Source organism: Fluviirhizobium alvei (assembly GCF_030551875.1).
Taxonomy (GTDB): Bacteria; Pseudomonadota; Alphaproteobacteria; order Rhizobiales; family Rhizobiaceae; genus Rhizobium_E; species Rhizobium_E alvei.
On sequence record NZ_JAUOZU010000006.1, the window covers coordinates 99960 to 120392 of the forward strand.

Annotated in this window: 20 protein-coding genes; 10 read left to right on the top strand and 10 right to left on the bottom strand. The window is 59.4% G+C overall.

Annotated features, from left to right (window positions below; translation table 11 throughout):
* Positions 1–118: 118 nt before the first annotated feature.
* Positions 119–1618, top strand: coding sequence for a leucyl aminopeptidase (locus tag Q4481_RS06915; protein WP_304375597.1), 1500 nt, complete (start codon positions 119–121; stop codon positions 1616–1618).
* Between the two features lie 3 nt (positions 1619–1621).
* Positions 1622–2068, top strand: coding sequence for a DNA polymerase III subunit chi (locus tag Q4481_RS06920; RefSeq protein WP_304375598.1), 447 nt, complete (start codon positions 1622–1624; stop codon positions 2066–2068).
* A gap of 7 nt (positions 2069–2075) precedes the next feature.
* Here Q4481_RS06920 and Q4481_RS06925 read toward each other — a convergent pair whose 3' ends face one another.
* The 5 genes from Q4481_RS06925 to Q4481_RS06945 form a co-directional block, all read right to left on the bottom strand.
* Positions 2076–2687, bottom strand: a complete 612-nt coding sequence (locus Q4481_RS06925; protein ID WP_304375599.1) for a TadE/TadG family type IV pilus assembly protein — start codon at positions 2685–2687, stop codon at positions 2076–2078.
* Positions 2687–3196, bottom strand: coding sequence for a TadE/TadG family type IV pilus assembly protein (locus Q4481_RS06930; protein WP_354542186.1), 510 nt, complete (start codon positions 3194–3196; stop codon positions 2687–2689). The genes Q4481_RS06925 and Q4481_RS06930 overlap by 1 nt, the downstream gene beginning before the upstream one ends.
* Positions 3197–3207: 11 nt before the next feature.
* Positions 3208–4608, bottom strand: a complete 1401-nt coding sequence (locus tag Q4481_RS06935; RefSeq protein WP_377353450.1) for a TadE/TadG family type IV pilus assembly protein — start codon at positions 4606–4608, stop codon at positions 3208–3210.
* Between the two features lie 87 nt (positions 4609–4695).
* Entirely contained in the window at positions 4696–5622 is a 927-nt protein-coding gene (locus Q4481_RS06940) for a Gfo/Idh/MocA family protein (protein ID WP_304375602.1), read from the bottom strand.
* Between the two features lie 115 nt (positions 5623–5737).
* Positions 5738–6145: a tautomerase family protein gene (locus tag Q4481_RS06945; protein WP_304375603.1), complete on the bottom strand. Its 408-nt coding sequence runs from the start codon at positions 6143–6145 to the stop codon at positions 5738–5740.
* A 93-nt stretch (positions 6146–6238) separates the two neighbouring features.
* Between Q4481_RS06945 and Q4481_RS06950 the strand changes: the two genes are divergently transcribed.
* On the top strand, positions 6239–7093 hold the full coding sequence (locus Q4481_RS06950) for a LysR substrate-binding domain-containing protein (RefSeq protein WP_304375604.1): 855 nt from the start codon (positions 6239–6241) through the stop codon (positions 7091–7093).
* A gap of 231 nt (positions 7094–7324) precedes the next feature.
* Positions 7325–7768 carry a hypothetical protein gene (locus tag Q4481_RS06955; RefSeq protein ID WP_304375605.1) on the top strand — a complete coding sequence of 148 codons (444 nt, stop codon included), beginning with the start codon at positions 7325–7327 and terminating at the stop codon, positions 7766–7768.
* A gap of 350 nt (positions 7769–8118) precedes the next feature.
* On the opposite strand, the gene Q4481_RS06960 is transcribed toward Q4481_RS06955, so the two are convergent.
* Positions 8119–9996 carry an ABC-F family ATP-binding cassette domain-containing protein gene (locus Q4481_RS06960; protein WP_304375606.1) on the bottom strand — a complete coding sequence of 626 codons (1878 nt, stop codon included), beginning with the start codon at positions 9994–9996 and terminating at the stop codon, positions 8119–8121.
* A 258-nt stretch (positions 9997–10254) separates the two neighbouring features.
* On the opposite strand from Q4481_RS06960, the gene Q4481_RS06965 reads away from it, so the two are divergent.
* Positions 10255–10572: a hypothetical protein gene (locus tag Q4481_RS06965; protein WP_304375607.1), complete on the top strand. Its 318-nt coding sequence runs from the start codon at positions 10255–10257 to the stop codon at positions 10570–10572.
* Positions 10573–12168: a methyl-accepting chemotaxis protein gene (locus Q4481_RS06970; RefSeq protein ID WP_304375608.1), complete on the top strand. Its 1596-nt coding sequence runs from the start codon at positions 10573–10575 to the stop codon at positions 12166–12168.
* A gap of 33 nt (positions 12169–12201) precedes the next feature.
* Here the strand turns inward: Q4481_RS06970 and Q4481_RS06975 are convergent, their stop codons facing one another.
* The gene (locus Q4481_RS06975) at positions 12202–12717 is read right to left on the bottom strand and encodes a DinB family protein (protein ID WP_304375609.1); all 516 of its coding nucleotides are present in this window, start codon (positions 12715–12717) and stop codon (positions 12202–12204) included.
* A 177-nt stretch (positions 12718–12894) separates the two neighbouring features.
* Positions 12895–15309, bottom strand: coding sequence for a methyl-accepting chemotaxis protein (locus Q4481_RS06980; protein ID WP_304375610.1), 2415 nt, complete (start codon positions 15307–15309; stop codon positions 12895–12897).
* Positions 15310–15640: 331 nt separating this feature from the next.
* On the opposite strand from Q4481_RS06980, the gene Q4481_RS06985 reads away from it, so the two are divergent.
* The 3 genes from Q4481_RS06985 to ndk all read left to right on the top strand — a co-directional run bounded on the left by Q4481_RS06985 (position 15641) and on the right by ndk (position 18289).
* Positions 15641–16321, top strand: a complete 681-nt coding sequence (locus tag Q4481_RS06985) for a glutathione S-transferase family protein (RefSeq protein WP_304375611.1) — start codon at positions 15641–15643, stop codon at positions 16319–16321.
* A 159-nt stretch (positions 16322–16480) separates the two neighbouring features.
* Positions 16481–17698 carry a hypothetical protein gene (locus Q4481_RS06990; protein ID WP_304375612.1) on the top strand — a complete coding sequence of 406 codons (1218 nt, stop codon included), beginning with the start codon at positions 16481–16483 and terminating at the stop codon, positions 17696–17698.
* A 168-nt stretch (positions 17699–17866) separates the two neighbouring features.
* On the top strand, positions 17867–18289 hold the full coding sequence (ndk, locus tag Q4481_RS06995; protein WP_304375613.1) for a nucleoside-diphosphate kinase: 423 nt from the start codon (positions 17867–17869) through the stop codon (positions 18287–18289).
* Positions 18290–18384: 95 nt separating this feature from the next.
* On the opposite strand, the gene Q4481_RS07000 is transcribed toward ndk, so the two are convergent.
* Both Q4481_RS07000 and Q4481_RS07005 read right to left on the bottom strand, forming a co-directional pair.
* Positions 18385–18879: a hypothetical protein gene (locus Q4481_RS07000; protein WP_304375614.1), complete on the bottom strand. Its 495-nt coding sequence runs from the start codon at positions 18877–18879 to the stop codon at positions 18385–18387.
* Positions 18876–19433 (bottom strand): CGNR zinc finger domain-containing protein, encoded by a 558-nt coding sequence (locus Q4481_RS07005; protein WP_304375615.1) that lies wholly within the window; start codon positions 19431–19433, stop codon positions 18876–18878. The genes Q4481_RS07000 and Q4481_RS07005 overlap by 4 nt, the downstream gene beginning before the upstream one ends.
* Positions 19434–19490: 57 nt before the next feature.
* On the opposite strand from Q4481_RS07005, the gene Q4481_RS07010 reads away from it, so the two are divergent.
* Positions 19491–20387: a branched-chain amino acid ABC transporter permease gene (locus tag Q4481_RS07010; protein ID WP_304376071.1), complete on the top strand. Its 897-nt coding sequence runs from the start codon at positions 19491–19493 to the stop codon at positions 20385–20387.
* Positions 20388–20433 lie beyond the last annotated feature (46 nt).

The window sequence follows — 20433 nt, forward strand, 5'->3', positions numbered from 1 at the left end:
TCGATCCTTAAATCGCCAACTTATCATCTCAATGACAGAGGATCGGGTCAGCGGCCTTGCCAAGCGGAATTCTAGCCGCATGATCCAGAATCAATTTTCAAACCGTTGCAGGTGACGCATGACCACGACATTCGACTTCGCATTCTCCGGCTCGGCAAAGGCCAAGGGCACCATCATCCTTCTGCAGGCCTCAGACAGCGGCAGCACGTCGGCGCCTGATGGGCTTGATGTCGCGGCAAGCCTGGCAAAGGCCGCCGGCGTCGCCAAATTCAAGGCGAAAGCGCAATCCAAACTCGAAATTCTGGCGCCGCAGGGCACGGAGGCCGAACGGATCATCGTCGTCGGGATGGGCAAATCGGCAGAACTCGTTGCCCATGACTGGCTGAAGGCAGGCGGCGTTGCCGCCTCGGCGCTGAAGGGCGGGGAAGACGCGGTCGTCTATCTCGATGCACCCGGACTGGCGGTCGGTGGCGAACAGGCCGCCGATTTTGCACTCGGCATGACGCTCCGTGGCTACAAGTTCGACAAGTACAAATCGAAGAAGGCCGATGCCGACGAGGATGCAGTCAAGGACAAGTCGGTCAAGGTCAGTCTGGTGACAGCGGCTTCCGCCGCCGCCAATAAGGCCTGGACCGTTGCGCAAGCCGTTGCCGAAGGCGTCATCCTGGCACGCGATCTCGTCAATGAGCCCGCCAATGTTCTCGGCCCGCAGGAATTCACCGAACAGGCCCAGGCGCTCAAGGCGCTCGGTGTCGAGGTGGAGGTGCTGACGGAATCCGAGATGAAAACGCTCGGCATGGGGGCCTTGCTCGGCGTTGCACAGGGTTCGGTGCGGCCGCCGCGGCTCGTCGTCATGCAGTGGAAGGGCGGCAAGGCCAAGGACAAGCCGATCGCCTTCGTCGGCAAGGGTGTCGTCTTTGATACCGGCGGCATTTCGATCAAGCCGGCCGCCGGCATGGAAGATATGAAGGGCGATATGGGCGGCGCGGCAGCCGTGACCGGCTTGATGCGGGTGCTGGCCGGACGCAAGGCCAAGGTAAATGCCATCGGCATTCTTGGCCTCGTCGAAAACATGCCTGATGGCAATGCCCAGCGCCCCGGCGACATCGTCCGCTCGATGTCGGGCCAGACGATCGAGGTCATCAATACGGATGCGGAAGGGCGGCTGGTGCTCGGTGACGCTCTCTATTATTGCAATGACCGCTTCAAGCCGGCCCTGATGATCAATCTCGCGACCCTGACTGGCGCGATTGGTGTCGCGCTCGGCTCTCACCATGCCGGCCTGTTCAGCAATGATGACGCGCTGGCTGACCAGCTGCTTGCCGCGGGTCGCCTTAGCCATGAACGGCTCTGGCGCATGCCGCTCGGCCCCGAATATGACAAGATGATCGACAGCCGTTTTGCCGACATGAAGAATACCGGTGGCAGCCGGGAAGGGGGCGCAATCACGGCCGCACAGTTCCTCAAGCGCTTCGTCGGCGACACGCCCTGGGCGCATCTCGATATCGCCTCCACCGCCATGGGTTCGCCCTCGAGCGATATCAACCAGTCCTGGGGCTCCGGTTTCGGTGTCCGGCTGCTCGACCAGTTCGTGCGCAGCAACCACGAGGATGCGTAAGGTTTGGACATCCTTTTCTACCACCTGACCGAAACCCGGGTCGACGAGGCATTGCCGGCTCTGCTTGAGAAATGCCTCGAGCGGAGTTGGCGCGTCGTGGTGCAGACCATATCCGCCGATCGATGCGCTGCAATCGACGGATTGCTCTGGACCTACCGGCAGGATTCCTTCCTGCCGCATGGCACGGACGCAGATGAGGCCGCTGCAGCCCAGCCGGTGTTGCTGACAGCGGGGCCGGACAATGCCAACAGCGCCAGCGTCCGTTTCCTGATCGACGGCGCCCAGCCACCGGAACTCGAAGGTTATCAGCGGATCGTCTTCATGTTCGATGGTCATGACGACGAGCAGGTGCAGGCGGCCCGCCAGCACTGGAAACGTCTGAAGGCAGACGGAAACACGCTATCCTACTGGCAGCAGAACCAGGACGGGCGCTGGGAAAAGAAAGCCTGATCAGAGTTCAGTTCAAGGTGACCGTGTCCTTGACGCGCGGCCGCATGATGTAGGTCTTCTGGTAATGGTAGGCCGTCACTCCGGTGACCGGCTGCAGGAGCTTGGAGAAGGGCGTCGTCAGATTGTAGGTCGCCTTGACGGTGATCATCTGCACCCCCGATTCCGCAATGTCTGTCGGAACCGTCACCGGCGAGGCGGCTCCCTTGGTCAGTGCCGTCGTATTGTATGCTCGAGCCCAGTTGACCGAGGTGCTCAGCGATGACGACACGTCCACGACTGCGAGTTGGATCGTCAGATCGGATTTCGAGAACGGTTCGATGATGGTGGCCGATCCGGCGATGATCGCGTCGATATCGCTCGTCGTCCAGCTCGATTTCTGCGACACCATATCGCCCAGCGTCGAAACGATCTGGTTCATCTTGCGGCTGGCAATCAGGGCCTGACCAAAATCCACCGTACCGGCAAGCATGCCGACCAGGATCGGGAACAGCAGAACGAATTCGATCGCCGAAACGCCGGATCTGTCGCCCATGAGACGACGGAAGCGGCTGGGCGCGTGTTGCGGATCCAACTCGGGACCCGATGCTTTTCTGAAGAAGGGCCAGTTGCGCTTGGTCATCAGAAGGGCTCGTTTCTGAACAGTTCGGCGGCACCCAGGACATAGCTTCCATCGGAAAGGCGGGCAGTCGAGAAACTGTAGAGTTTCATGACGGGGTCCCAGGGCAGAAAGGCCTGAACCAGCACATAGTCGCCGGAATCGCCGATGTTGAAATCCTCCGTCACCGACAGCGAACCTGCGGCAATGCCCGAAACGCGGGTGACGGATGCCATGTCAGTTATGACGGTGGCGCGAACCTTGAGATTGGCGTTGCAGGAGAAGGAATAGGACAGGTCCGCGCATACGGCGGCCTTGAATTCCTTGACCGTCCATGCGTTGGTCTTTGCCGAGCCCACGCGAACCTTGCGCACGGCCTTGTGGAGCGCCGCATCGAGGCCGGAATCGACGAAATACATCACCGAAATCTCGATGATGGCAAAGATCAGGACCATGAACGGCAAGGCGAGAATGGCAAATTCGATTGCCGCGCTCCCGCTCCTGTCACCCCGAAATGCCTTGAAACGTTTCATCGTTCGCATTCCTATTCGGTAAGCCGCACGTTCGTGAGATATTCGGTAAAGATGTGCGAAAGGCCGGCCTGGATTTCACTGGCCGAACTGGCCTGAATGAAAAGGTCGGAGCTGCTGGCGCAGGCATCCAGCGCAACTGGAATATAATCGCGTCGGGTGTAATTGTTGTATTTCGAGCCGATTGTCCCGCCCCAGACCGACTTAAAATTGCTTGTGGCCATGGTCTTTCCGACCGTGGCGTTATAGCCCCAGTCCCATGTCATCGGTAGATATTCGGTGTAAACCACGCCGATAGTCGCATTTAGGTTCTTGAGGTCGTTGCACCATGTCGGGTTAATCGGCGTCACATCCTTCTGCAAAGTGCTGGTGGAGGATGGGAAGCGAATACCGCTGCTGCCTTGGAGCACCCAGTTACGCTCCGACTGGACGCCATCGGTCATGATGAGGACGAGCTTCAGCGGCTTGTCTGCCGTCGTACCGTCGCCGCCGGTCCCAACCAATGTCTTGAGCGCTGTCATCGAATAGTCGAAATAGGTGGCAGGCTCCGAGGTCGCGCTGGTCAGATAGCTGGTGTCATCAGCCAGTTTCTTTCGGGCATCGCTGGTCGAGAAGGTGGGGGCAAGTCGCTGGGTGGTCGTCTTGCCGAGTGTGTAGAGACCGATCTTGATGCGCGAATGGGTCGAATCATAAGAATCGATGATATCGAGCACTTCCTTGACGGCACTGACTGCCACATCGGTGCGCAATTGTACGCCCATGGCTTTGGCGAGATCATACACATTGGTGTAGGACTTTCCGCCGTAAGAGAAAGTTGATCCTTCCGATTCATGACAGGCGAAGGAGCAACCGGCCTGAGAGTTCAGCATCGTGGTCTGGCCGGCCGACGTCGCAGCGAGCAGCATCGACGCCGACTTGTCGAGAACGATATAGACACTCAGATATGACGTTGCCGGCCCCGCCACCGACGACGCGACCTTGACATTGATCGTCTCGATGTTTGCCATGCCCATGAAAGTCGTCGGAACGACTGCCGTTGCATAGGCTGTGATCTTGCGGTTGCTCTTGTCGATCTTGACGCTCGATGCCGGGACCTTGAAATTCACCGTGTCCAGTTCGGTCTGGGCCGCGAACCATTCGACGATCTTTTCCCGGATCGTATCCTCATCTAGATTGTCGACTTCCTTGATCGCTGCGATCAGAGCGGCGTCGATATCGGCCTGCATCCGAGCCTGTGTATTGAAGGCGCGCGTGTAGTCGATGCCAACGCCGATCGCGATCACCGTCGGAACCGCGAGAATGGCGAAGGACATGGCGATATTACCGCCCGACGAGCGCACGAACGCCTTCGAGCGAGCTTGAAAAGCCCGCGCGGCATTCGACACGCATGTCGCGAAACGGAAACTCATATACATACTCCGGTCGCCGAAATCAGTGGCCAGAATAGGCACAAAGCCTTGCGTTTCAGTTAAGCAACATTGCGTATGTGCAAGGCAGTATTCTCAGTCGTGAAAGGCGTCGACGATCTTGCGCCTGCCCAGCATGAAGGCATCGGCGACCTGGATGAGGGGGGCGATATCGGCATCGCTGACGCCTGCCTTGATGATTTCGGCGAAGCGCGCATAAAGGGCCGGATATTCGCGGTCCGGAGCCTCGAATGTCAGGGTGCCGTCGATGAAAAGCTTGGCGCCCCCATCGGCAAGCCGCATATGCCCGGCCTCGGTATCGGCTTCGATATCCCAGCTCTGCTTGCCGGTCTGCCGCCAGTCGAATTCGGCCGCGACTTCAAGCCCGTTGGCGGAGCCGAAAGCCAATGTAGCCGCGATCGGTGCGGCGCGGTTTTCCGGAAATTCGAGTTCGGCGCTTGTGAGATGTAGCGGTGCCGGCGTGATATGGGTCAGGATCGACAGCGCATTGATGCCGGGATCGAAGACGCCCTGGCCACCGGGTTCCCAGATCCAGGCCTGACCGGGATGCCAGTGACGGACATCTTCCTTCCAGGTGACCTTCATGGAGCGGACGGGGGAAGCCTTGAGGAACTGCTTTGCCTGCTCGACAGCGGCGGCATAGCGCGAGTGCCAGCTCGCAAACAGCGACACACCCTTGGCCGCAGCCATGCGCTTGAGATCCTCGACCTCGGAAATCGTCGCCCCCGGCGGCTTTTCGAGGAACACATGCTTGCCTGCCTCAAGTGCTGCATGGGCGGCGAGATAGCGGAACTGCGGCGGCATGCACAGCGAGACGGCATCAAGTTCTGGATGCGCTTCCAGCATGGCTTCGATCGTCTGGTAGGCCGGGATGCCATCGACCGTGCCATGGCGGCTCGCCGTCGCGACCAGTTCGAAATCGCCATTGCCGGCAATGGACGGCAAATGCTGGTCACGAACGATCTTTCCGACCCCGACGATGCCAAGCCTGATCTTCTGCATGAGGAACCTCCCGAAAAGTATGATTTATCGGGAGCTTTATCTCTAGAGGCCGGCGAGGGCAAGCACCTCGCCGTTGAAGCGACGCTTTTTCAGGCGGGCTTGGCGGTCGCAAAGGTCACGAGCCGGGCAACTTTGCTTGAATGTAGCGGTATTCCTGCGTCAGGCCACCAAAGCCATAGGCTGACGCCGGCACCTCATGCACGAGGGCATAGCTCTCATGATGGAGATTGCCGAGAATGGCTGCCATCGCCTGGTAGACCTGGGTTAGATAGGCTGCGAGTTCGTCCTTGGTGTTCGATCCATCGACCACCTTGATATCGAGCCAGAACGAAGACTTTTCCTGCTCCGAAAGGGGCTGGCCGGCGGTGAACCAATGGTCCGGATCGATATGCTGCAGGGCAACGGCGGTGATCGTCTTGTCCTTGCGCAGATAAAGATGGGTGAGTTCCGTGATCTCGGTGGCAATCCGGGTGGAGCGCTTGGGGTCGGGCCTGGCGCTGATGGTTACGGTAATGATGGGCATCTCTGTCTCCCTGGTTTTGACAGGATCTTTCTCGCCCGTTGAACGATGCGAAAAAATCGCATAATATTGCAAGAATATTTCCAGAAAAATGAAATGATGGATCTCGAGCCCGACCTGCTGCGCACCTTTGTTGCCTTTGCCGAAACCGGCTCCCTCGTGCGCGCCGCCGCGATCGTGGGGCGAACGCCTTCGGCAGTCACGGCACAGATTAAACGGCTCGAGGACATCGTGGGCGAGGCGGTGCTCGCCCCCGCCGGCCGTGGCCGGGTGCTGAGTGAAACCGGTACCGAGCTTTTGGGGATGGCCCGCGAAATTCTCGCATTGAACCGCAATTCGCTGCTGCGTTTACGCGGCCAAAAGCTTGCCGGTCGCGTGACGCTCGCGGCGACCCAGGATTTTGCCGAGTCCAGCCTTCCGCGCTTGCTCAGGCTGTTTGCCGAGACGAGCCCGCTCGTCAGGATCGAGGTCCGGATCGGACGCACGTCGGAAATCAATGCGGCCTTCGCGGCAAACGAGACGGACATTGCGCTCGCGATGCGTGGGGAAGCCGACCGGCATGAACTGGCGCTCATTGAGGACCAGACGCATTGGTTTGCCGCTGACGATGGATTGGCAGGCCAGCAGAAGCCCGAAGATGTGCCGCTGGCACTTCTCGATCCGCCCTGTGGCTTTCGAACCGAAGCGCTCGCAGCACTTGCGCGTGTCGGGCGAGGCTACCGGATCGCCGCAACCAGCCAGACTTTGGCAGGACTTAAGACGGCAGTGCTGGCGGGACTGGCCGTGACGCTGCGAACCAAACGGTGGCTGGGGCCCGGGCTTGCCATAGCGCCGCCCGGCCTTGGTCTTCCAGACACGGCGCCCGCCATCTTCTCGCTGCGTCTGAGGGCTGAGAGCGGAACTCCGGCCAGACAGCTGGCCGAGCTGCTTGCCGCCGAACTGCCACTCTGAATGGGTTCACCCCGAAAGCGCATCCTCATATTCGGTGGAGAGTTCGAGCCACTCTTCTTCGGTCCTGGCGAGCTTGTCGGCGGCATTCGCCCGCGCCTTGGTGAGAACTGCACCAGGTTAACAACGCGCTTAGGTTCCTCTTAGGGGTAGGGAAACCTACATTGAGTTGAATGTTGGCGGACAATCAGCATAAAGTGTATTGACGTTGAGTCTTAGTGCTGTGGATGCATCATGAACAAAATATTTTATTTGATTTCCCTATTGACATCTCTTCAGGTTAGTCCGGCTGTTTCCGCCGTTGTTGATCCCAGCGCCACGAGTAGGGAGATAAGCACTTTTGTGGCTAAAGCAAAACCAGATGCGGCGGTAGCGGCGATCGAGAGCAGCCTGGCGCCAATGCCTTCTGTTCAATATAACTTAGAGCAGCTGAGGGCGGCGCTGAGTTCATTGACAAAAAGCGGGCCGGCTGATGTAAATGACGAAATATCCGTAAAGAAATATGGTCAATCCATACAAATTGTTACGTACTATTTGTATTTTCCGAACCAAGACGTTCCGGAGAATCATTTTCTATTTCTAAGATATACATTTATGAGCGACGGAAGTGGATGGATTATGACGTCTTTTGATTTGAAGACGTCTGGAAAGTTCCCCGTGCCGGGGTGGGGTGATTAACTCGACCCTTTGAGGGTAATGGTTTCCTCGCTGTGTAGGTTATTGCTCTTGCGCATTTGTTCCACCAATTGATCGGTAGCTACACCGCGCAGATAGGCCGCCGTGCCATCTTTGTCCCGGGAAAGGGCGCCGCCATATTGTCAACAGCTTGATCAACGAAGGGCCAGGATAGCTCAGACGCCGATAGCTGTGACGCGACACAGATCTTCACGCCATTGTCGACAGCCGCAATGGCGTCGGCGCGTTCGCTGATTTCCAGCCTCCTTGCGCCGGTCAAGCGATGCCGTCCCTCAGCGTCATTCCAAGCATCTGCTGCTCATAGCGGAAGAAAACTGCCACTTTGAGCGATCTCAGCCCGAAAGCGCATCCTCATATTCGGTCGAGAGTTCCAGCCACTCTTCTTCCGTCTTGGCGAGTTTGTCGGCGGCATTCGCCCGCGCCTTGGTGAGGTCAGCCGCGCGGTTCGGGTTCTTCGCATAGATGGCGGGATCTGAAAGTTCCGTATCAATGCCTTGAATCAATCTCTCGATCTTTGCCATCAAGTCACTGAGTTCATCGATCTTTTTCTTGACCGCGATCGGATTGAGCTTGCGTGCGGCGGCAGGCTTTGCAGCCTCTTCGATCACCGGCGCAGGCTCGGTCCTGTCCTTTTTCGGCTTGCGGCTCGAGCCCACGATCAGGTCGCGATACTCGTCGAGATCGCCGTCATAGGCTTTCACGGTGCCGTCGCGCACCAGCCATAGCCGGTCGACCGTCGCTTCGATCAGATAGCGATCATGGCTGATAAGGATGACGGCGCCCGAATAGGAGTTGAGCGCGTCGATCAGCGCCCGGCGGCTGTCGATGTCGAGATGGTTGGTCGGTTCGTCGAGGATCAGCAGGTTCGGCGCTTCGAAGGCGGCGAGCCCCATCAAGAGGCGCGCTTTCTCGCCACCCGACAGATCCTTGGCGGCGGTGTCCATCTTCTGGGTCGCCAGACCCATCTGGGCAACGCGGGCACGCACCTTGGCTTCCGGTTCGGCCGGCATCAGCCGTCGCACATGTTCGACAGCGGATTGTTCCGGGATCAGGTCATCAAGCTGGTGCTGGGCGAAGAAGCCGATCTTCAGGTTCGGCGCCACCGTCATCCGACCGGCTTCCTGTTTGAGCCGTCCCGAGATGAATTTGGCGAAGGTGGATTTGCCGTTGCCGTTCGAGCCGAGCAGCGCGATGCGGTCATCGGTATCGATACGGAGATTGAGATTGCGCAGGATCGGCTGGCCGGGCGCATAACCGACGCTGCAGCCCTCGACGGCGATGATCGGCGAGGCGGCTTCCTTGAGCGGTTCGGGAAAGGTGAAGCCCTGCACATGGTCATGCACCACGGCGGCCACAGTGCCAAGGCGTTCAAGTGCCTTCACGCGGCTCTGCGCCTGCTTGGCTTTCGAAGCCTTCGCCTTGAACCGGTCGATGAAGCTCTGCAGATGCTTGCGCTGCGCCTCGTTCTTGGCGCGCGCCTTCATCTGCAATTCCTCGGCCTCGGCCTTCTGGCGCTCGAACTGGTCGTAGGGGCCGCGATAGAAGGTCAGCTTGTGCTGGTCGAGATGCACGATCGAATTGACGGCATTGTTGAGCAGGTCGCGATCATGGCTGATGATGATGACCGTATGCGGATAGCGCCGCACATAATCCTCAAGCCAGAGCGTGCCTTCGAGATCGAGATAGTTGGTCGGCTCGTCGAGCAGCAGCAGGTCGGGCTCGGAAAAGAGAACGGCCGCTAGCGCCACACGCATGCGCCAGCCGCCCGAAAAACTCCGGGCCGGGCGCTTCTGCGCAGCTTCGTCGAAGCCGAGACCGGCAAGAATGGATGCGGCGCGCGCTTCGGCCGAATAGGCGCCGATATCGGCCAGCCGGACCTGGATCTCGGCGATCCGGTGCGCGTCGGTCGCGACTTCAGCCTCGGCGAGCAGAGCGGCCCGTTCCTTGTCGGCGGCAAGCACGATCTCGATCAGCGGATCATCGGTGCCGGGCGCTTCCTGCGCGACCTGGCCGATGCGGGCATTGCGCGGATAGTTCACCGTGCCGGTTTCCGGCGCCATTTCCCCGGTAATGATCTTGAAGAGCGTCGATTTTCCGGCACCATTGCGGCCGACAAGACCGGCCTTGGCACCCGCGGGCAACGAGAGGCTGGCATTGTCAAGCAGAAGCCGCCCGGCAATGCGGGCCGTAAGGTCAGTAATCGTAATCATGCCGTGGCTTTAGCGGAAATTCTGCCGGAAGGAAACGTGATTCCGCCGGTTTGTTGTCACGCCGGCGTCGCAATTACGAAATGACGAAAATCAATATTTGCCGTCATTTGGTGTCATTCCGCCCAATCCTTTCGGATCTGGCTCTTTCTGTCCGAAAAATCCGCTTTCTTAAGGGAATATTGTCCAATTGCCTATAATTTGAGCCAATGGGTTTTGCCCTCGGTGACGAGAGTGCGTGTTGGGACGGTAGGTTCGTGCATGAGCCAATCTGATGAAAACAAACCGGATTTCCGGTTGGTTCTGTTCGGTTTCTGCTTCTGCCTGATGGCCATGTTCGCAGTCATCGCCTATCCGAGGGGTGAATTCCTGCTGGTCATGGCCAATCCGGAAAGTGATCCCGCGACGCTAGTCGCGATCATCGGGGACGCCGGGGGGACGCTTGTCTCGTCAACGCGTTTCGAATGGCTGGCGGTCGCGCATTCCAATGAAAACAATTTTGCCAGCCGTCTGATTGAGGCTGGCGCGGTGCTTGTGCTCGATCACGCCCTGGCTGCCGGATGTACGGAGGGAAACTGAATGAATGCTCTTGATCATTTGCGCCTCAAGGCGTCCTATGGCGTTGTAGCCCTGATCTGGTGCAATGTCGTCCTGTCGCTCTTCGCAGCCGTTCTGCTCGCCCATGACGGAACCTATGTCGCCTGCATTGCCAGCGGCTTGATTGCGGCGATGATCACGGCGATCTGGATGCGCGAGCGCGCTGGCCCCACCATGCGCACCCTGTCCTCGATCGCCCTTGCAGCGCAGGTGGCGATCCTGGTGTTCCAGTTCCAGGGCGGGCCTTACCAGATCGACATGCATATGTACTTCTTTGCTACGCTGGCAATCTGTGCGGCATGGATCGATTGGCGCGCGATCATTGGCTATGCCGCCGTCGTTGCGGTGCATCACCTCGTTCTCTATTTCCTCTTGCCGTCAGCCGTCTTTCCGGGGCAATCGGATTTCAGCCGCGTGCTGCTGCATGCCGTCATCCTCATCCTGCAATCCGGCGTGCTGATCGCACTCACAGGGGCTGTTTTCGCCTCGTTCGGCGCAGCCGGTCGCTCGGCAGATGCCGCGATTGCTGCGCAGGCGGAAGCCGCCGAACGGGCCGAAGAAGCCCGCCGCGCCGATGCCATGATGTCGGATGAGCGTAGCCGCCGCGAAGCCGAAAAGGTTGAGGAGGCGCGCCAGACGGACCTCGCCGTCGATCAACTGGCCTCCGCACTCAACGAACTGGCCGCCGGCAATCTTTCCTATCGGCTCGACACGCCGTTGTTCGGACGCATCGACGGATTGCGACAGACCTTCAACAATGCGATCGGCAAGCTCGATTCGACGATGCGCGAAGTCGGTACGACGGCGGCCAACGTGCGGGGCGGGGCGGCTTCGATCCGCGATGCCAACAACCAGCTGGCCAGCCGGACCGAACATCAGGCGGCCAGCGTCGAGGAAACGGCTGCGGCCATTACCGAGATCTCCGAGACAGTGCAGCAGACGGCGACGCGCGCCGAAAACGTCAACCGGCTGGTTGAAAATGCCATGCGTGGTGCGGAGAAATCGGCCCAGATCGTTTCCAACGCTGTCGAGGCCATGAGCCGTATCGAAGGTTCGTCGCAGCAGATCGGCCAGATCATCGGCGTCATTGACGATATCGCCTTCCAGACCAATCTGCTGGCGCTTAATGCCGGGGTCGAGGCCGCGCGCGCCGGTGAAGCCGGCAAGGGCTTCGCGGTCGTTGCCCAGGAAGTCCGTGAACTTGCCCAGCGCTCCGCCAATGCCGCCAAGGAAATAAAAGCACTGATCAATGCCTCTGCCGGCGAAGTCGCCCATGGCGTCGATCTGGTCGGCGAAACCGGGCAGGCGCTGCAGCGCATTGGCGACGAGGTCAAAGCGATCGCCGGGCAGGTGGAGCAGATCGTCAATGCGACCCGGGAGCAGTCGGCCGGCCTGTCGACGATCAGCCAGTCCGTGCATACGATCGATCAGGGAACCCAGCAGAACGCTGCCATGGTCGAGGAATCCACGGCAGCGGTTCATGCCCTGGCCGCCGAAGCCGATGCGCTTGATAGCTTGATGGAACAGTTCCGCATGGCCGATCGACAGGGGCGAACGCCGAGCCGGCGGGCCGCCTGATCCACTTGACGAGGGGCCGGCGACGGCCCCTTTTCACATCATGAATTTACGCCCCTCTTCGCCGCGCAGGAAATAGACAAGATCGAGAGCGAGCGAAGGCTTTCCGAGCATCGTCAGCATCATATGCACCTGACCCCGGTGGTGGGTTTGGTGGTTGAAAACATGCGAAAGGGTCGGCCCAAGCTTCTGGGTGATCGGCTCCGGCGACACGAGTGGTGTGAAGCTGAAGTCTCCATCGAGTGCGGTCTCATCGAGCTTTTCGATATAGTCGATGAGGATTTCATCCTGCGCCTGGCGCGCCTCGCGCAGACCGTCGAAATCGGTAAACAGGATCTCATCGAGCGCCTTAGGCGCTTCGCCTTGACCCGTAAGACGTTTCATCCAGATCCGGTCGGCAACCAGAATATGGTTGAGGGTCGCCATCGGTGTCGGGAAGAAAGCGCCGAGATTGCGGTTTTGCTCTTCCTCGCTGAGCGTCGCGACCGTCTCGTAAACCTTGCGGTTGGCCCAGCGATTGTAATCGGCGAACATTAGAAAGGTGTTTTTCATGGCGCTTGCCTCCAGTTCGGTCATTGGGAAGCGAGACTAGGGTCAAAACCCATCAGAAAGAAGCAGGGTCTGATATGAATTGTTCTGATGATAGAACCGTCGGCATCTGAACGTGCAGCGGGGCCGGATGTGATCCGGCCCCGCTCGAAACTTCAGCCGTTCTGGCTTGAAATTGCTTCAGAATTCTTCCCAGCTGGCAGCGGCCTGCTGGCCGCCGAAAGCCGCGGCGACCTTGCGCCCGAGGCGGCGCGCAGGTGAGGGCGCTGCAGCAGCAGAAGCCGGTTCTGAGCGCCGCTTTCCGTTGTCCGCCTCGATCCGGAACTGCCCGATCAGGGCATTGAGCGCTGCAGCCTCCTTGGCAAGACTGTGGCTGGCCGCCGTGCTTTGTTCCACCATGGCGGCGTTTTGTTGGGTGCTTTGATCCATCAGATTGACCGCGCCGTTGATCTCCTGAATGCCGCTCGACTGTTCACGCGAAGATTCCACGATAGCCTCGACAAGGCGGTTGATCTGTTTCACCTCATCGACGATCGCTTCCAGCGACTGGCCGGTATCATCGACAAGGGCGACGCCATGGCGGACCTGGTCACTCGACGTCATGATCAGCGACTTGATCTCCTTTGCCGCATTCGCCGAACGCTGGGCGAGTTCGCGCACCTCCGAGGCGACGACGGCAAAGCCCTTGCCGGCTTCGCCGGCGCGCGCAGCCTCTACTCCCGCATTCAGCGCCAGAAGATTGGTCTGGAAGGCAATCTCGTCGATCACGCCGATGATGTTGGAGATTTCAAGCGAGGATTTCTCGATATGTTTCATGGCGGCCACGGCGCTTCGGACGATGTCGCCGGCCTTTTCTGCGCCCTTACGGGTGCGGTTCACCAGCGCGCCAGCCTCTTCGGCGCGTCGCGCCGAATCCTTGACGGTCGTCGTGATTTCCTCAAGGGCAGCAGCCGTCTCTTCGAGTGACGATGCCTGCTGTTCGGTGCGGCGTGACAGATCGTCTGCGGCTGAGCGGATCTCATTGGCGCCACCATCGATGGCGCGGGCATTTTCCGCCACGTTCTGCAATGCAGACTGCAGGCGGCCGACCGAGTTGTTGAAATCGTGGCGCAGACTGTCGAGATGGTCCACGAATGGCCGGTCGAGCCGATAGGCGACATCGCCATCGGCGAGCTTGGCGAGCCCTTCGGCCAGCTGGTCGACGACGAACTGGCTGTCGGCAGCTTCCTTTGCCTTCTGCGCTTCGCGGGCCAGCCGCTCGCTTTCACTGAGCGAGCGGTTGGCTTCTGCTTCCTGTTCGATACGGTTCTTTTCGATGGCGTTGGCGCGGAAAACCGCAACGGTTGCGGCCATGCCACCGATCTCATCGACGCGATCCATACCGGGAATATCGGTGGACGTGTCGCCATCGGCCAGACGGCGCATCGCCCCGGTCATGCGGCTGATCGGACCCGAAATGCTGCGGGCGACAAGCCACATGCCGAGCATGCCGGCAAGAACGATGACCGCCGAGACGACGGCCTGCATCAATGTGTCGAAACCGTTCCGCTCGGCGAGTTCGGAATCAAGCGCCATGGCGTCGGCGAGCGCGACCGGCTTCGGAACCGAGATCATCACGGACCAGGGTGTTTTCGTCCGGCCGATCTGGATGGGGGCAAAAGCGCGGAAGGCCTGATCGTCGAGCTCGACGCTGTTGCGGGCACTCTGGGCCGTTTTCAGGAAGCTGGTGAGTTCGGGTCGGTTCTCATCGAACGGTCGGCCGATTGCGTCGGGTCGTTCGCTGGAGGCAACGATCAGCCCCATATGGCTGATGATTTCGACGGAAACCTTGCCGCCATAGAGCGAAGCCTGCACTTTTTCGGCCAGTTTTTGCACGAAGGCGAGGTCGAAATCGGCGCCGACCACACCCCGGAAGGTTCCGTCGATCGTAAGAGGAGACGACATGGTCGCCAGAAAGACATTCTTGCCCTGGACGATATAGGGCAACGGATCGAGAATGCTTTCGCCCTTGCCCTCCTGCGGTCCGATGTACCATCCGCCTTTCATGACGCCGTTCGGATGCAGGTCGCGGCTGTCATATTCGACAAGCGGCTGTAACGCGATCTTGCCGTTGGCATCGCGGGTCCAATAGGGCAGGAATCGGCCCGTCGCATCCGAGCCGAGGTCGCGTTTGCCGGTGAAATCGCTGTCGCGCCCGTCAAGCGCATTCGGTTCCCAGGCGCTATAGGTGCCATTGAAGCCGGGATTGTCTTCCAGCACGTTCAGAAGGATCTCGTTGAAAAGAGTTCGCCGGATCGATGATGGGACGCCGCCCCTGGTTTCGGTCGCCGCCAGAGCCTCAAAGCCGCGCGCCATCGTGCGGGCTGCATCGAACGCCCCGTTGAGTGTGGCCTCGATCGACCCCGCCTGCGCCGAGGCAAGCACCTTCAGCTTGTCCTTGGTCAGATCCTCCGTCAGTCGTCCGACCCGTTCGGTGACGAAGGATTGACTTTGTGCGGTTGTCATCATGTTGTAGGCAACCACGGCGCCTGTTGCCGCGATCACGCATAGACCCGACAGAAGCGTGATCCTCTGCTGTATGGACTTGAATTGCATTTGAGCCCCTTTCTCGCCTCGAGCGCCGGGAGTAGCGCGAGGTGTCGAGGCCATTCCGCGAGGATACGGTTAAGAGAGTCCTAATATTATAAAGTGCTGCCGGACATGTGTCGCAGAATTGCGATACACTGCGGAAGAATGCAGAAAACCCGCAAGAAAGCCGGCGCATGCCTTCTTTTTTCGGAGGTTCGCCGCAGAAACATGGCCGCAGATGACGCGCGGAAATTCTTCGCATCTGATGCAGATTTATTGACGAATGACATGACAAGGATTGATTGGACGCGGACCTCCGCGCGCCTCATTGTTGTTCCGTCAAATATGGGAGCCGACGATGAAACTCTACACGCTCTGTGGCGCCGATCCGAAGCAGCGCTTTTCGCCCCATGCCTGGAAGGTCATCATGTCGCTCAGCCACAAGAGGCTGGCATTCGAGGAATATCCGACCGCCTTTACCGCAATCCCGAATGTGGTCGGCAGTTTTTCGCCGACGGTGCCGGTGCTTGATGATGGTGGCCAGAAAGTGCGCGACAGTTTCGAAATCGCGCTCTATCTCGAGGAGACCTATGGCGACCGGCCCAGCCTGTTCAAGGGAGAGGGTGGCCGCGCGCTCAGCCGTACGATCGAGGGCTACAGCCAATGGATTGTCCAGCCTGCGCTGATGCGGATCATCGGCAAGGATATTCACGACTGCCTGGCGCCGGAAGACCAGTCTTACTATCGCGAAAGCCGTGAGAAGCGCTTTGGCATGAGCCTTGAGGCGCTGGTGGAAAATTGGGAGAGCGAGCTTCGAGCCTTTCCTGCCAAGCTCGAACCGATCCGGCATGCGCTGAAGTTCGGGCCCTTTCTCGGCGGCGCCTCGCCGCTGTTTGCCGACTATATCCTGTTCGGCGCCTTCCAGTGGGCGCGGGTGGTGTCACCCAAGCCGATCCTGACACCGGGCGATTCCGTTTCCGACTGGTTCGAGCGCTGCCTCGATCTTTATGACGGGATCGGGCGGGCTGCCGCATCGTGATATAGCTTTGACCCGTGCGATATCGCGCCACAGGGCCCGCGATGCCGCACGATGCTGTTCAGGACGCCAAACCCATCTTGCAGCCTCTGAAATATCACTTATAGGCTTCTTTCATGTGGGGCTCGCGGTTCGTGCCGCGAGGAATCCGGGATAGGCAGAGTGAAGCTCGTTTTACATATCGGCACCGAAAAGACCGGCACGACCACGATCCAGAAATATCTCCACCAGAACTCCAAGGCGCTGGAGGCCAAGGGGATTTTCTATGCGAAATGCCTTGGCCGGCCGAACAATATCGATATTGCGGTCTACGGGATGGATCTCAAGCCGACCCAGCCTTTTTTCCTACATCGCGATATTCACGATGAGGCGGGCCACGCGCAGTTCAAGCGCCGTGTCGAAGCGGAACTCCAGGCAGAAGTAGAGGCTGCGCGAGAAGCCGGTTGCCACACCTATGTCATCAGCAACGAACATTGCCACAGCCGCCTGCTCAAGCAGGAGGAGGTGGCGCGCGTCCATGGCCTGCTTTCGCGCCTATTCGACCGGATCGACGTGATTTGCTATCTGCGACCGCAAGTCGATCTTGCAATCTCGCTGGCCTCGACCTCGGCGAGGCAGGAACGGGTTGACGCGACATTCTTCACCCGGATCGGAAAGGGCTCGCTCTATTACGATTTCAACGCCTTGCTCGAACGCTGGGCCAACTGTTTCGGCGAGGCGGCAATCGTTCCGGTTGCCTTCAAGGGGCTCTCCAATCCGGCCGCCGATTTCGCGCGCCGCATCGGGGTTGCCGAATGGCAGTCCATTGCCAACCAACGCAGCAATTCCGCGCTTGACGTCAACACGATTGCCCTACTGAATGCCATCGAAGTCGGACCACATATTCTGCCGGGCCGGTTGACCCGCCATCCGGTGCCTTTTCTGGATATGATGCCGGTCATCGAGACGATCCGGTTGCCGCGCGACATGGCGCAGGCGTTGCAGGCGAATTTCGCTTCATCCAACCGGCAGCTGTTTGATCATTGGCCATCGATCCGGCCAGAGGATCTCGAACCGGATTGGGGGCGCTTCGACGAGAAGGGCAACCTTGAGAAACTGCATCTTACCGAACCGATCCCGATTTACCTGAAAGCGATGGTCGATCGCCTGGTGATGCAAAACTGGGTCAACGAGGCGCAGATGCAGCTGGCTTTCAGCGAGCGCGCCGAAGCGCGGGGCAACCGACAGAATGCGTCTGTCTTTGTGGCGACAGCGCGCAACCTGACGGATCTTGTCCGTCAATCGTTCCCCGAAACGCCGATCCTGTTGCGGGTGGAGGCGGACATTGCCAAAGTCGAGACACGCCTTGCGGCCTTCGCCCAAAAGGCAAACAACAACTAGCCGATCGTTACAGGGGCTCGAAAGGCAATAGTGCGGACACCTGCAGGAATGCCTTGTGGGCTTGCACCATCGCAATGTGACGTTCTTGCGAAATTCACCGCACCCCCTTGTTTTCCCGGCACTTCGCGGATAGAAACCGCCCACTTTCCAAGCAAAGAGGATAAGACAATGGCGATTGAACGCACCTTTTCGATGATCAAGCCGGATGCCACCAAGCGCAACCTCACGGGCGCCATCACCAAGATGATGGAAGAAGCCGGCCTGCGCGTTGTCGCTTCCAAGCGCGTCTGGATGAGCCGCCGCGAAGCCGAAGGCTTCTACGCCGTTCACAAGGAACGTCCGTTCTTCGGTGAACTCGTTGACGGCATGACCTCCGGCCCGACCGTGGTTCAGGTTCTGGAAGGCGAAAATGCCATCCTCAAGAACCGCGAGATCATGGGCGCCACCAACCCGGCCCAGGCTGCCGAAGGCACCATCCGCAAGACCTTCGCCCTGTCGATCGGCGAAAACTCGGTTCACGGTTCGGATGCTCCGGAAACCGCAGCCCAGGAAATCAAGTACTGGTTCTCCGACACCGAAATCGTCGGCTGATTCATTTTCACGCCTTTCGGTGTTAAATGATTGAAAACCGGGGTGGAAACGCCCCGGTTTTTGTTGAATCACATTCTGAGAAGCTGCCGACCATCTCAAGGGCAGGCGGTGCGGAACTTGATCTTGCCATCCTTGCCGAAGGCATCGGGGTTCTTGTCGTAGGCTGCGCCAACCACTAAGGATTTGGCGGGCATCACGGTCTGGTTCGCCGTCGAGGCTAGGGTCGTGTCGATTTGTTGCAGCACCTTGCCCTCCGGATCGACAAGCGTGATGGCGATCTTGTAAGGCCTGTCGGCAACGATACATTCGAGGTCGGCACTCTGCAGATCGATGCGGCTCATGCCGGGAAAGACCTTCTGTTCGGAAACCAGATCCGCGCCGCCTGCCGGATTTTCGAAATGGACGACGACCCGTGATCCGTTCGGAACGTTTTCAAGCCGGTTGAGCGTCAGGGTATAGTAGGCGCGGGCCAGCCGGATATTGAAAATGAAAACCTTGCCGTTGATGGAAATGTAGTTTGCGTCTTCGCGCTGGCATCCTGCCGAAAGCGCAAAAAGAGCGGTGAACAGGAGCATCAGAACTGGCTTCATGCCGTATCTGCCTTCTTCTTGCGTTGATAATGGAGCCTTGCCTTGGCCCGGTTGCCGCAGACCGCCATGTCGCACCATGTGCGGCTACGGTTCTTGCTGCGATCGATGAACAGCCAGCCGCAATTGCCGCAGATCTTCATCCGGTCCGGTTCGGGCTGGGAGAGAAGCTTGAGCGCGGATCGGGCCGCCGCGAGATCGAGCGGAACGGGCGACGTCGCCGCCGGATAGGCGGCAAAGACAGCAGCCAGCGCTTCAAGCAGATCCGCCAGCAGGCGATTGTCGTCGCGCCCCTCTGAAATCCGGAGCCGGAACAGACGATCGATGGCCTCGCGCAGGCGGATCAGCCTGTCTTTGTCGTCCGCATCGCGGAGCGACCCGAAATCCATCCGCTCCTCTGAAAGGACTTCGGCTGCCGCCGGAAAGGCGGAGAGTTGCGATGGCACGGCAAACCGGTCGAGGCTGCGTTTGGCATCATGCCGAAGAATGACGCTGTTGGCGACATCAAGCGCAAGCGCGCCGCCGGCAAAGCGGTGAGGGGTCCAGGAAAAGGTCATGTGGGAAATATAACTGGTAAAACCAAAATAGCCAGTTATAATTTCTCCATGTCGATGATTGCCTATGCCTGTCAACAGGCGCTGAATGCCGTGCCGCTGGCTGCGCTCTATGCGTTGCTGGCTTTCGGCTATGCGCTGACATTCGGGCTGACCCGCCGGGCAGAATTCACCGCCGGTGCGCTCTTCGCCTTTTCCGGCCAGCTCTTCGTGCTCCTTACCGCCTTCGGCTGGAACCGGCTCTGGCTCATCTATCCGGCGGCGCTGGCGTTCGGCGGCATTGCCGCATTCATTTATACGCTCGTCGTTGCGCGGCTCATCGGTCGTCAGGTGACCGGGCCGCTTCTTGCACGCGCGCCCAATGCGCTCATCGTCGCATCGCTGGCGGTGATGATCATTCTCATGGAGCTGGTGCGGCTTGCCGCCGAGAGCCGCTCGCTCTGGATCTCGCCGGTTCTGAACGAGCGGATCATCTTCGCGGGCGAGGGCGTCGCGGCCGTGGTTCTGACGAAACTGCAGATCCTCAATGCGCTCATCATGGGCGGCGTGGTTCTCTTCGGTTCCTTTCTCCTCAGCCGGACCCGGGCCGGGCGAAACTGGCGGGCGGTTGCCGATGATCGGCTGGCGGCTCGGCTGATGGGCGTCGATGACGCACGCCTTGTGATGCTGACCGGTATGGCGACGGCAGCCCTCGTGGCGATCGCCGGCATTTTCGGCACTGCTTACTATGGCAATATGGATTTTGGCGCCGGCCTCCTGTTCGGCCTCAAGGTTGTGATGATCGCCAGTCTCGGCGAACAGACATCGCCCATTCGCTCGGCCCTCGGTGCGGCCCTTTATGGCGCGATCGAAACCTTTTGGGGTGCCTATCTTCCATTCGAATGGCGCGATGCGGCACTCTTTTCCGGCCTTGTTCTGCTGGCCGTCCTCTTCCGCAAACGCGAACAGGTGGTGTGAGCGACCCGCGATCGCCGGTGGATGGGTGAATTGCCGAATTGACCCG

Bases quoted from the DNA above. Each gene is read 5' to 3' on its own strand.
- Q4481_RS06915 (WP_304375597.1), top strand. From the start codon at position 119: ATGACCACGACATTCGACTTCGCATTCTCCGGCTCGGCAAAGGCCAAG.
- Q4481_RS06925 (WP_304375599.1), bottom strand. From the start codon at position 2,687: ATGACCAAGCGCAACTGGCCCTTCTTCAGAAAAGCATCGGGTCCCGAG.
- Q4481_RS06930 (WP_354542186.1), bottom strand. From the start codon at position 3,196: ATGAAACGTTTCAAGGCATTTCGGGGTGACAGGAGCGGGAGCGCGGCA.
- Q4481_RS06935 (WP_377353450.1), bottom strand. From the start codon at position 4,608: ATGTATATGAGTTTCCGTTTCGCGACATGCGTGTCGAATGCCGCGCGG.
- Q4481_RS06940 (WP_304375602.1), bottom strand. From the start codon at position 5,622: ATGCAGAAGATCAGGCTTGGCATCGTCGGGGTCGGAAAGATCGTTCGT.
- Q4481_RS06945 (WP_304375603.1), bottom strand. From the start codon at position 6,145: ATGCCCATCATTACCGTAACCATCAGCGCCAGGCCCGACCCCAAGCGC.
- Q4481_RS06950 (WP_304375604.1), top strand. From the start codon at position 6,239: ATGATGGATCTCGAGCCCGACCTGCTGCGCACCTTTGTTGCCTTTGCC.
- Q4481_RS06955 (WP_304375605.1), top strand. From the start codon at position 7,325: ATGAACAAAATATTTTATTTGATTTCCCTATTGACATCTCTTCAGGTT.
- Q4481_RS06960 (WP_304375606.1), bottom strand. From the start codon at position 9,996: ATGATTACGATTACTGACCTTACGGCCCGCATTGCCGGGCGGCTTCTG.
- Q4481_RS06965 (WP_304375607.1), top strand. From the start codon at position 10,255: ATGAGCCAATCTGATGAAAACAAACCGGATTTCCGGTTGGTTCTGTTC.
- Q4481_RS06970 (WP_304375608.1), top strand. From the start codon at position 10,573: ATGAATGCTCTTGATCATTTGCGCCTCAAGGCGTCCTATGGCGTTGTA.
- Q4481_RS06975 (WP_304375609.1), bottom strand. From the start codon at position 12,717: ATGAAAAACACCTTTCTAATGTTCGCCGATTACAATCGCTGGGCCAAC.
- Q4481_RS06980 (WP_304375610.1), bottom strand. From the start codon at position 15,309: ATGCAATTCAAGTCCATACAGCAGAGGATCACGCTTCTGTCGGGTCTA.
- Q4481_RS06985 (WP_304375611.1), top strand. From the start codon at position 15,641: ATGAAACTCTACACGCTCTGTGGCGCCGATCCGAAGCAGCGCTTTTCG.
- ndk (WP_304375613.1), top strand. From the start codon at position 17,867: ATGGCGATTGAACGCACCTTTTCGATGATCAAGCCGGATGCCACCAAG.
- Q4481_RS07000 (WP_304375614.1), bottom strand. From the start codon at position 18,879: ATGAAGCCAGTTCTGATGCTCCTGTTCACCGCTCTTTTTGCGCTTTCG.
- Q4481_RS07005 (WP_304375615.1), bottom strand. From the start codon at position 19,433: ATGACCTTTTCCTGGACCCCTCACCGCTTTGCCGGCGGCGCGCTTGCG.